Source organism: Psychrobacter sp. C 20.9, from assembly GCF_001921765.1.
In the GTDB taxonomy this organism is placed as follows: Bacteria; Pseudomonadota; Gammaproteobacteria; order Pseudomonadales; family Moraxellaceae; genus Psychrobacter; species Psychrobacter piscatorii_B.
The window spans coordinates 12,747-24,731 of the sequence record NZ_MRYC01000004.1; the positions used below are offsets into that span (position 1 = coordinate 12,747).

An 11,985-nucleotide genomic window follows, 5' to 3' on the forward strand; every position below is an offset into this window, starting at 1 on the left:
TGAAGTGCCCCGTAACATTAAGAAAGAATTGTTTACAATATCATAAACGCTCAGTTTCTGCTAAGCGACAAAAAAAGTCAAGCACTCATAAATATAAAAAGCCATAACAATTGGTTATGGCTTTTAGCAATATTATCTTTTATTAATAAAATTTAGGCAGATTAAAACTGTAAAAAACGACTATCTAGCCTAGCTTCTATCGTAGCTCAATATGCGTTTAACGCACCACCCCGCGACGACTTTTTTGTAGTGAATCAATCAACAATTGAACTTTTGGCTCTTGAGATAGTAGCTCACCTTGCAGAACCTCTAAAGCTTGCGCTGTCGTCAAACCGGATCTAAAAATAGTACGATACGCTTGGCGTAGGACATCAATGGTTTCTTTCGACCAATCTTTTCGGCGCATGCCTTCGATATTTAGACCATGAGCTTTTGCTGGATTACCAGACACCATCGTAAACGCTGCGACGTCTTTTAAAATCAAACTAGCACCGCCTATTAAGCTGTAATCATCTACTGAACAAAACTGATGAATACCTGAATTGCCACCGATGATTGTATGGCTGCCGATAGTCACATGACCTGCAACACCCACATTATTTGCCAGCACATTATGATCGCCAATCACACAATCATGCGCCACATGAGTATTGACCATCAACAAGTTATGACTACCTATCTTAGTTAGCTCACTATCTTGTGCAGTACCGCGATGTAGGCTACAAGCTTCGCGAATCGTATTGTGATCGCCAATCTCAAGCCAAGTACGCTCACCTGCATACTTTAGATCCTGAGGATCCTCTCCAACACTCGCAAACTGATAAAACTGGTTATACGCACCAATACGAGTCAACCTAGTTACAACGACATGCCGATGCAACACAGTATGTGGTCCAATTGACACCTCATCACCAACGATACAGTAGGGACCAATGATGGCAGTCTCATCAATCTGTGCAGATGGTGAAATGAGTGCTGTAGGGTGAATCTGACTCATGATGTGGGCCCTTGTATCATTTAATGCAAATAAATAGTCAGCCAAATACAGCCAGTTTGGCTTCATGAATGAGGCCAATATCCGCTGCTTTGTTAAATATCAATATAATAGCTCATTATAATTGTGAAGATCGATTCGATATAGCGCTTTATGAATGCTAACTTATTACAAACTTAGGCACTTTTACTGTCTTTGATTTTTTGCTGCTCTTGACGCGCAATCATGATTTGAGCACTCGCAGCAAGTTCGTCTTCGACATGCACCGTACAATCAAACTTATAAATACCATGGCGCTGCATCACTGTCTTGGCACGAATGGTGAGTTGATCACCAGGAATGACTCGGCGCTTAAAACGCACTTTATCCACACCAGCAAACAAATACAGATAGCCATCTTCTGAAGTCAGACCTGCGGTAATGAACCCAAGTATGCCTGAAACCTGTGCCATTGCCTCTACCATCAATACCCCTGGCATGATTGGCTCGTCAGGAAAATGCCCATTAAAAAACTCTTCATTAATGGTCACATTTTTGATACCCGTAATGCACTCTCCTGGTGTACAAGCGACCACTCTATCGACCAACATAAAAGGATAACGATGTGGTAAATAATGCTTAATCGTATGATACGTTAGTGGCAGGGTAAGACCTTGCTCAGCCAAGCTTTTGATGTCTTCATCAGTTGGGATATCTATATGGTCATTGCTCATAATGAGGCTTCCTTGCTATGTTTTGGATGTTTATTGTTTGTATGTGTTCGCATTAATCACGACCAAGCTGACGAAAGCGTACCGCTGCACGGCGCCAATTAGCAGTTGGCATAGCAGCAGTTCCAGAAGAGTAAGAACCAGCAGTTTTTATAGATTTGGTAACCATGGTCATACCTGATAAAACCACATCATCTGTAATTTCGATATGCCCTGTGATACCGACAGCACCGCCAATAATGCAGCGTTTACCTATCGTCGTACTACCGGCAATACCCGTTTGGGAGGCAATGGCAGTACCGTCACCAATACGTACGTTATGAGCAACTTGAACCAAATTATCAATGATAACATGATTGCCAATAACCGTATCATCAATGGCGCCGCGATCGACACAGGTGTGACTACCAATGCGTACATGATCACCAATAATCACACGGCCTAGCTGAGCGATCCGCTCCCAGCCTGAAACACTAGGGTTTTTGGTAGGAGCAAAGCCAAACCCTTCGGCACCAATACTCGCACCCACATGCAATCTTGCGTAGTTACCAATGACACAATCATGGCCAATAACCACTTGCGACTTGATAACACTGTCAGTACCGATCTCAGAATGCGCCTCGATCACTACATGGGCATCAAGTGAGCTACGCGCTCCTATCTGCACATAGTCGCCAATAACACAAAAAGGACCAATATTAACCTCATCACCAATCACAGCGCTATCAGAGATCACAGCACTAGGATGGATTCCAGCAGATAGTGACTGACGGGCAAATAGTTGGCTAGCGCTGGCATAAGCTAGGTATGGGTCAGAGACAACCAACGCTAAGGCCGACTCAGGTACTTGGTCACGATACGCTTGGGTGACCAATACTGCACCTGCTTGGCTACCGGACAAACTAGAGATATAGTGAGGGTCTGCCAAAAAGCTTAGCTGCTTTTGGTCAGCAGTAGTCAAACTTCCAACACTGTTAAATGGGTGACGTAACTGCTCAGCACTAATATCAGCCTTATTGATAATGGGCTGACGCTGCTCAATCCGAGTGATAAGTTGCTCAATCGTTATCATAATGACTATTAATAGACTATTGTTATATATAAAACGGTCGTCAAAATAACAATGTGTTTTGACGACCTACTGGAAACTAATGACATTCTAACTTACTTAGACAAATATTTGAGAACGATTAGATATATTTAGATAATATTAGCGATCTAGAATGTATTACCGATCTGGAATTGGACTTTTTCAGTTTCGTCCCCTTCTTTATCACCAAAAGGTACGGCATAGCTGAGTGAAATTGGACCAATTGGTGTATACCAAGTCACACCTGCACCTGCACTAAAACGGAATTCGTTGTCTTGGGTCAATAGTGGTACACCTGTATCCTCACCGGTGCCAGGATTAACGAAGGTACGGTCTTCTTTGTCACTTGTATCGAATACCTGACCACCTTCAGCAAATAGTACTGGACGCACTTGGTCTGCCCAATCGCCTTTAAACGGCATTGGTAGAATTAGCTCGGTACCAAAACTAACTAACGCATTACCACCAACCTCTTCTGTACTATACGTCTGATCAGCGGGATCGTTAATAGCATCATAATAAGCTTGTGACTTAGGTCCTAACGTTGAAGACTCATAACCACGTACTGAACCATAACCACCCGCGTAGAAGTTTTCATAGAATGGCAAATCATTACCATAGCCAAGTTTGGTATAACCGCGCGCGATCCAATCTTTATAAAGCGGATAATACACGTTGCCGCGATAAACGAGTTTCTGATAGCTAGAATCGCCAAGGCCAATGGTAGCATCAACAGTGTGGCTCATACCTTTGGTCGGAAACACTGGGCGATCTAGTGTGCTGTAGTCCCAGCCCAATAGTAAGTTGTAAGTCTGATAATCATTTTTAAAGCCAGTACGACCTTCGAAATCTCCAGTGAAGTCTTCAACAGTACCGCCGTCATCGATGATTTCTTGTGCGTTTGATATGCCGAGGAAACGACCACCACGTACTGTCGTGTTGTCGACATTTAGACCAGCACTGACACGCTTGGTCTCATCCACAGGATAGCTATAATTTAGCGTAGCACCGTAGGCATCAGTGACATAATTACTGACGTTTCTATCATCGTATTTGGTTTCGCGATAGTAAGCACTGATGCCCTGCGAGACGCCATTTTCTGTAAAGTATGGATCGGTATATCCTAAGCTATACGAATCACGTGTCTCTGAACGTGATAGTGCGGCTTTAACGCGGTTACCAGTGCCCATAAAGTTATTTTGGGTCAAATCCAACTGAAAAGTAACACCGCCGCTCTGCGAGTAACCTGCTGCAATCGTTGAACTACCAGAAGGTTGCTCTTCTACGGTATAGTTGACATCTACTTGATCTGGCTGATTGGGTACTGGTTTTACATCAACGTTAACAGCTTTAAAGAAACCGGTACGCATAAGACGTGTACGTGAAAGCTGGATTTTTTCGCTAGAGGCAAGAGAGCCTTCCAACTGACGCATCTCACGGCGCAATACTTCATCTTGAGTTTTTAGATTGCCTGTGAAGTTGATACGGCGAACATAAATAGGACGTGCAGGATCGATATAATAATCCACGTCAACCATTTTGGTGTCGTCATTAATGCGTGGTACGGGTCTAACTTGAGCTAAATAATACCCTTCGTTACCATAGCGTCTTTTGAGCGCAGCTGTGGTGTCATCCAGTTTGGCCTGTGAATATTTTTCATTAGGCGCAAAAGTAACCAACTCTTTTAGTTCGTCGTTATCAAAAGTAGGCTTACCTAAGAAATTGACGTCACCAAACTGATACTGCTCACCTTCACTCAAACTGACTTCGATGAACACACTACGTTTATCTTCACTAATATTGAGTACCGCGTTATCTACTGCGAAACGCACATAACCATCGTTTTGATACAATGCTTTTAAATTGTCTAAACTGGCGGCCAGTTTTTCTTGTGCATATCGATCAGATTTTGATAGCAAGCGTGTCCATGATGATTCTTTTACAGCAAAGACATCTTTGATCTCTTCATCACTAAAGTGTTTGTTACCAATCACATTGATATCAACCACTTTGGCAGGCTTACCTTCGATAAAGCGCACATCAAGCTTGACGCGGTTACCATCAAGTACCGTCTGATCTACTTCAATATTACTGTTGTAGTAACCTTGGCTGATATACTGCTGTTGCAGCTCATTAGCAACGCCTTGCAGGGTCGATTGCTTCAGTACATTACCGACAGACAGTCCAGCATTCCCAAGGCCTTGCTCAAGCCCTTCTTTAGGAATGAGCTTGTTACCTTCAAAATTCACTTCGGCAATGGTTGGACGTTCAATAACATCAAACCTTAGATTGCCACCTTCGACACGGCTTTGAATATCAGCAAAGTTTTCAGTCGCATACAGTGCCTTGATACTGGCCGCTAAGCTACTGTCATTGACCGTATCTCCTACCGTAATAGGTAGAACCGGATAGAGGCTATCAGGGGTTAGGCGTTGTAAGCCATTGAAACCGATGTCAGTCACTACAAATTCTGCAGCCTGTACCGGCATACTCATCATCGCTACAACTAACGGCAACCCAGCCGCGCTCATAAATAAAGGCGTACGCATAAACACTATCCGTCAATAAAAAACTTGCTAAAGTTAAGTTAAAAAGCATATGTTGTCCAGCCCATTTGCACAAAGTCGCAACTCCATGCATGGCTGACTCAGAACACTTTATATAAAAAGAATCACAAAATAAACTAAAAATTACGATTAGTACAGAGGCTATGACACAAAGTATCTTGCGTATAATAGCAACAATCAAAGCGTAAGAGCTATTAAACCATTAGTATATCGTGCTTTATTGATTATATTACTCATTAACCGATCAAAACAGCCTACTGATGTCATTACCAATTGCTAACACCATGAAACCTGCCAGTAAGAGTAAACCGATATTTAACCCCACCATTTGCACCCCTTCAGAGAGCGGTTTACCGCGAATCAGTTCGATGAAATGATAAACGATATGACCACCATCCAATACTGGAATCGGTAAAAGATTCAATACAGCAAGACTCAGGCTAATCAATGCAGCCGTCGATAATACCATCTGCCAACTGATATCAAAGCTTTGCTTGGCGACTTTGGCAATGGTAATCGGACCTGACAAGTTATCCAGACCAATCATACCTGAGAGCATTTTCCCCATCGAGCTTACCGTCATCACGGCTAGTTGCTCAGTCTTCTCAAATGATTTAACCAATGACTCGCCAGGGCCATAAACCACGGTGGTTTTGTAGGCATCAGGAATAACAATCTCAGTCTGATCAACCATGGCGCCAATTTGACCGTAATCATTACCCAAATTGTCTTTTTTACCTTGCGGCATAATTTGCAATTGCACCGTTTTGTCATCACGCAATACGGTAAAATCAAGCAGGACCTCGGGATTATCACGAATAATACGCGTGGCGCTAATCCAATCGTCAATGTTTTGATTATTGATGGCAGTAATACGATCGCCCACCTGTAGACCTTGACGGCTAGCCGCACCATCAGGCGCCAATTCACCGACAATCGGGGCAATCTGTGGCTGCCACGGTAACATACCAAAGCTGGTCAATGCATCTTTACCTTGTGCATCACCCTGCATAAATTGTGTGACTGGTGCTTGATAGGTTTTGATCGACTGATTGGTTTGAGCATCTGACTGTAGTGTAATACTCACATTGTCTGTCTCACCCATCCGTCCTGCAAGGCGATAATTGATACCTTCCCACGTCTGTACATCGTGCCCATCAATCGCAACAATCTTATCACCGACAGGTAACTGCGCCATCGCAGCTGGAGTATCTGGCAGTACTTGCCCAATTTTGGTAGCCAATTGCTCAGACGGCGTCATAAACAACACCCAAAAGAGCGCAATAGCAATGATGAAATTCATGATAGGCCCAGCGGCTACAATCGCAATCTTCTTGAGCGGATGCTGATAATTAAACGCAAGATGCTGTTCATCTTTTGCGACATTGCCTTCACGCTCATCAAGCATTTTGACATAGCCGCCCAGTGGCAATGCTGAGATACGATAATCGATGCCACTTTTTTTGCTGGTCCAACCAAATAGTTTAGGGCCAAAACCGATAGAGTACGTTAATACTTTGACGCCGCACATCCGTGCCACGATATAGTGCCCCCACTCATGTAAGGCAATGAGTGGACCTAAGACAAATATTGCCGCAAGAAGCGTTAATAAAAACGTCATGATCTTTTCTCAGTATTGTTGCTTAGCATCTTTTATCAACATCAACATCTTCACTGATATCGTTTATTAGTACCATTTTTTAACCAAGAGGCTATTTATGGCTAATGATTGCTACGATTATGCCAATTTTGCCACAAGCTTATCAGTAAGGTGACGTGCTATCTTGTCAATGGCTAATATATCTTCTATGTCAGCCGTTTCGTTTAATGGTGGCAGCTGTATATCGTTTAAGGCACGCTCATTGATATCAGCAATGTTAGTTAAACGAATTTGTCCATCCAAAAACGCCGCCACTGCAATTTCATTGGCTGCATTTAGTACAATAGTCGCCTGCGTACCTGCTTGCATTGCTTGACGAGCAAGGCGTAGACAGGCAAATTTTTGCAGATCAGGCTCGACGAACTCCAAACCACTAAGTGCATATAAATCTAATGGCTGCGAGCCACTATCAATACGGCTCGGGTAACTGAGCGCATGGGCAATTGGGGTTTTCATATCTGGACTGCCAAGCTGTGCTAAAAAGCTGCCATCGCTATATTCTACCATTGAGTGAATGATACTTTGTGGATGAATGACCACATTTATCTTATTTTCAGGCAAATCAAATAAATGACAAGCCTCGATCAGCTCAAGTCCTTTATTCATCATTGTGGCTGAGTCGACAGATATCTTCTGGCCCATTGACCAGTTAGGGTGCTTGACTGCCTCTGCAACAGTTGCTTGCTGCATCTGTTCAAAAGACTGCTGCAAAAATGGGCCACCTGAAGCCGTCAACCACAGTTTGCGTACACCATGATTTGGCTGATGAATTTGGGTGTTGTCTTGCTGAATAGCGAGTGGTAAGCACTGGAAAATAGCATTGTGCTCAGAGTCTAGGGGTAACAACGTAGCATTATGTTTTTTGACCGCATTGATCATGACCTGCCCTGCCATCACCAGCGCTTCTTTATTGGCGAGCAAAATACGCTTACCTGCGCGTGCTGCGGCTAAGGTAGAAGGCAGTCCTGCTGCGCCTACGATAGCAGCAACGACAGTATCAGTTTGTGAATCAGTGGCTATATCTACTAGACCTTCCTCGCCCCCTACTACATCACTATCAATCCCTGCTGCTTTAAGCTTTTTGGCAAAATCATCCACAGCGGCTGTTGGCACGCTGACGCGCTTAGGCAAAAACTGCTGACAAAGCGCAAATAGCTTATCTAAACGGTGGTAGCCTGACAATGCGTAAACTTCATAATGTTGCGGTTGCGCCGCTAATATTGCTAACGTGCTATCGCCAATCGAGCCTGTCGCGCCTAGTACGGCGATGCGTTGCGTCATAACCATTAATGCCTATGATATTTAATATTTAGAGAAGGAGAAAAGAATAAATGAGGGTTGAACAGTATAAAAGGCAATAAAGCTATATAGCAATAAATAAGACCATTGTAAAAGACTAACCAAAACGGTCACTTCACTTACCTATCACACCATAAAGTCAGCTAAGTGACTTTGTCTTATACCACAATCAAACCTAGCTGCTGTATCGCCCAAAAGCCAAGTGCAAATATCGGAGTTGCAGATAGCAATGAATCAATACGATCAAGTACACCGCCATGCCCTGGTAAGATGGTACCAGAGTCTTTGACATCAGCACGGCGCTTGAGCATTGATTCAAAAAGATCACCAAGCACAGAAGCCAGAATCGTTAGCGCCGATAGTGCCACAAAGGCGACTAGCGATGCGCCCGTCAGTTGTAGCTTAAACACACTGATCGCAACGACTACCAGTAGACCTGTAATCAAACCACCGGCCAATCCTTCCATACTCTTATTGGGTGAGACATTGGGTGCCATTTTTCGGCGGCCAAGCTTACGACCAACAAAATAAGCACCGCTATCAGCACACCAGACCAATAAAAACACATAAAGTAGCCACCATGCTGATAGCTGCCAGAGGTAAAAAATCGCAGTAATGGAGGCTGTCAAAATAACCACACCCAACAACGCTAGATGTTTTCCGTACCATTTTGTCTGTGTTGGGAATGCACGTACCCAAGACAGTGCCATCAGCCATATGACAAGCGAGGCCGTCCACCAGAATAACCAAGTCACCTTAAACATAAGCGATACGACAGTTATCACTAAAACTAGTAGCACAAAGACAATAGGTTGACGCCACTTCGGCATCAACTTCGCCCACTCATGAGCTGCGATAATGACGCCAACCGCTAAAAGCGGTGCGAATAAAATAGGGGTTTGGCTCGCAAACATTGCAATACCAACGATAATAACGAGAACTATTGCCGTTCTAATTCGTTGCCACATACTTATCGAGCCTTATAATAATGAAGAAGGTACAGTCAAAAAAATGCATTATAACAGTTGATAGACCTGTGCCCATTAATAGCATTGACCCTCATTAAAACGGTTTATCATCTCGTAAGCAAGCGGTATTAGCGACCTAGAGAATACTGTCTGAATTTTTATGGCTACTATTGCATCAGCGACTATGCTGCTCTATCCCTACCTGCTCGCTGGTTTTACCAAAACGGCGTTGACGCTGTGCAAACTCAGCCATCATCGAAGCCAGCTCTTCTGGAACAAAATCTGGCCATAAAGTTGGCGTGAAAAACAACTCCGCATAGGCCGCTTGCCATAATAAAAAATTCGATATTCGATAATCACCACCGGTACGAACCAGCATGTCTACTGCTGGGGCGTCTGCCAGTTGTACTTGCTCACCGAGCATTTCTGCACTAATATCTTCAGCCCTCAACTCACCTGCCTGCACTTGTTGTGCCAGCTGTTTTGCTGCATGAGCAATATCCCATTGTCCACCGTAGCTAATCGCAATGACTAATGTCATGGCATCAAAGCTTGCAGTTTCTGCTTCGGCATCCGCCATTAACGCTTGTAATTCTTCACTAAGCTGACTGCGATCACCGATAAAACGTAAGCGAATACAGTATTTTTTCATACGCGGCATTTGCTCATCAATGGTCGATGCCAACAACTGCATTAATAGTGCAACTTCACTAGGTGGTCGCTGCCAATTTTCGCTAGAGAAAGCAAAAACAGTCAGTACTTCAATACCGGTCTCGACACAATATTCTACGATAGGGTCTAAAGCAGTTTTACCAGCTATGTGACCTTGACCTTTACCCAGGTTATTGGCTTTGCCATATCTGTTATTACCATCCATGATAATAGCGATATGACGAGGAAGAATGTTAGGAGCCGTAACGGCTGAAGTGGACATAGGCAAACTTGCTTATTGTTAAGGTAAAATAATAATAACGTGTGCAGTGGCGATTAAAAGCGCCATGTAAATAATTCACAAATTTATCATAACTTAGCGATCAAAATTTTTATAGCTTACAATATATTTAAGAAATATCAGCAAACTGCACTCACATTAATAAATCATATTATCCATGTCATAATAAGCAGCCAATAACTACAAGGTATTGGCTGCTAAAATGTAGATAATACTCTGAACTAAGTTTTGCCATAAATGATGAATGGCAAAACTGCTCTTATTAAACTTCCATCAAGTCGCTTTCTTTTTTGCTGAGGCGGCTATCGATAGTTTCAATGTACTTGTCAGTGATTTTTTGGATGTCATCGTTAGCACGGCGCTCATCATCTTCTGAGATCTCTTTTTCTTTTGCTAGATCTTTGATGTCATTCATCATATCACGGCGAATATTACGGATAGACACACGGCTGCTCTCTGCTTCTCCGCGAGCAAGTTTTTGCATATCGCGGCGGGTGTCTTCGGTCAACGCTGGCATGGGCACACGAATCACATCCGCTGTCATTGGGTTTAGGCCCAGATCTGCTTCGCGAATGGCTTTGTCTACTGCTTGTACCATCGTACGGTCAAATGGCTGAACCAATAGCGTACGCGAGTCTTCAACGTTGACGCTGGCGACTTGGTTTAGGGGGGTTGGTGCACCATAGTAGCTGACCATAACACCTGACAACATACCTGGATGCGCACGTCCAGTGCGAACTTTACTGAAAGTGCTCTCAAGCGCTTCTAGCGTTTTTTGCATACGCGCTTCGCCATCTTGCTTAATCTCTTTAATCATTGTGTGTCCTTATTTATCGCTATCGACAAATTTTTTATTTGCTATTGGGATATTTGTTATTAGCTACTTTTCGTTATTAGCCACTCTCTGAAGTGACCGATCAACGCTACATCAATTCAGGGAATTAATTAATGAAAAACGCGTGTGCCTTCGTTTTCACCCATGATGACATTTAGCAATGCATTAGGTTTGGTCATATCAAACACTTGTAGCGGTACGTTATGCTCGCGGCATAGCGCGATAGCAGTCAAATCCATCACGCCAAGTTTCTGCTCTAACACTTCATCAAAGGTCAGGCCGTCATATTTGACTGCATCATCGTGTACGCTTGGGTCTTTGTCATAAACGCCATCAACCTTAGTCGCTTTCAAAATCAAGCCAGCTTCAATCTCGATACCACGCAAACAAGCAGCCGTATCAGTGGTAAAGAATGGGTTGCCTGTTCCGGCAACAAAGATACACACTTCACCATTTTTGAGATAGCGAATCGCATTACGACTGCTATAGCTTTCGGTGACCTCACCAATTGGCAATGCAGACATCAAACGCGTTTTGATATTACGACGCTCAAGCGCATCACGCATCGCCAGACCATTCATGACAGTGGCTAGCATACCCATCTGATCACCCGTCACACGGCCAACCAAACCTTCTTTTTGTAATTGTGCGCCGCGATATAAGTTGCCACCGCCAACCACGATACCAACCTGAACACCTAGTCCACGCAAATGAGCGATAGACAGGCTCATTTTATCGAGCACTTCGGTATCAATACCCATGTCTTTGCTACCAGCCAAGGCTTCACCAGAGAGTTTTAGCAAGATACGGGCGTAACGCGGGTTTTTGTCAGACATGAGGTCACCTTATTATCATGAAATTATAAAGAAAATTATGGGTAAAACACAAATCAAGTTTGCCCGTAACGCTG

Annotated in this window: 10 protein-coding genes; all 10 read right to left on the reverse strand. The window is 43.6% G+C overall.

Features of this window, described 5'->3' with window-relative positions; translation table 11 throughout:
* Positions 1–217: 217 nt before the first annotated feature.
* The 10 genes from lpxA to pyrH all read right to left on the reverse strand — a co-directional run bounded on the left by lpxA (position 218) and on the right by pyrH (position 11,911).
* On the reverse strand, positions 218–997 hold the full coding sequence (gene lpxA / locus BTW00_RS03405; protein ID WP_075106384.1) for an acyl-ACP--UDP-N-acetylglucosamine O-acyltransferase: 780 nt from the start codon (positions 995–997) through the stop codon (positions 218–220).
* Between the two features lie 173 nt (positions 998–1,170).
* Positions 1,171–1,707, reverse strand: coding sequence for a 3-hydroxyacyl-ACP dehydratase FabZ (gene fabZ, locus BTW00_RS03410; protein WP_058023665.1), 537 nt, complete (start codon positions 1,705–1,707; stop codon positions 1,171–1,173).
* Between the two features lie 52 nt (positions 1,708–1,759).
* The gene (gene lpxD, locus BTW00_RS03415; protein WP_075106240.1) at positions 1,760–2,776 is read right to left on the reverse strand and encodes a UDP-3-O-(3-hydroxymyristoyl)glucosamine N-acyltransferase; all 1,017 of its coding nucleotides are present in this window, start codon (positions 2,774–2,776) and stop codon (positions 1,760–1,762) included.
* 146 nt (positions 2,777–2,922) lie between these two features.
* Positions 2,923–5,343, reverse strand: a complete 2,421-nt coding sequence (bamA, locus tag BTW00_RS03420) for an outer membrane protein assembly factor BamA (RefSeq protein ID WP_075106241.1) — start codon at positions 5,341–5,343, stop codon at positions 2,923–2,925.
* Positions 5,344–5,605: 262 nt separating this feature from the next.
* Positions 5,606–6,982: an RIP metalloprotease RseP gene (rseP, locus tag BTW00_RS03425; protein ID WP_058023668.1), complete on the reverse strand. Its 1,377-nt coding sequence runs from the start codon at positions 6,980–6,982 to the stop codon at positions 5,606–5,608.
* 117 nt (positions 6,983–7,099) lie between these two features.
* A complete protein-coding gene (gene ispC / locus BTW00_RS03430) occupies positions 7,100–8,308 on the reverse strand; it encodes a 1-deoxy-D-xylulose-5-phosphate reductoisomerase (RefSeq protein WP_075106242.1) in 1,209 nt (402 codons plus the stop codon).
* 170 nt (positions 8,309–8,478) lie between these two features.
* Complete coding sequence (locus tag BTW00_RS03435; RefSeq protein ID WP_075106243.1) at positions 8,479–9,288, reverse strand: phosphatidate cytidylyltransferase; 810 nt, start codon at positions 9,286–9,288, stop codon at positions 8,479–8,481.
* Positions 9,289–9,463: 175 nt separating this feature from the next.
* Complete coding sequence (gene uppS, locus BTW00_RS03440) at positions 9,464–10,222, reverse strand: polyprenyl diphosphate synthase (RefSeq protein WP_071003453.1); 759 nt, start codon at positions 10,220–10,222, stop codon at positions 9,464–9,466.
* Positions 10,223–10,502: 280 nt separating this feature from the next.
* On the reverse strand, positions 10,503–11,057 hold the full coding sequence (frr, locus tag BTW00_RS03445) for a ribosome recycling factor (RefSeq protein ID WP_075106244.1): 555 nt from the start codon (positions 11,055–11,057) through the stop codon (positions 10,503–10,505).
* Between the two features lie 128 nt (positions 11,058–11,185).
* Entirely contained in the window at positions 11,186–11,911 is a 726-nt protein-coding gene (gene pyrH / locus BTW00_RS03450; protein ID WP_075106245.1) for a UMP kinase, read from the reverse strand.
* Positions 11,912–11,985 lie beyond the last annotated feature (74 nt).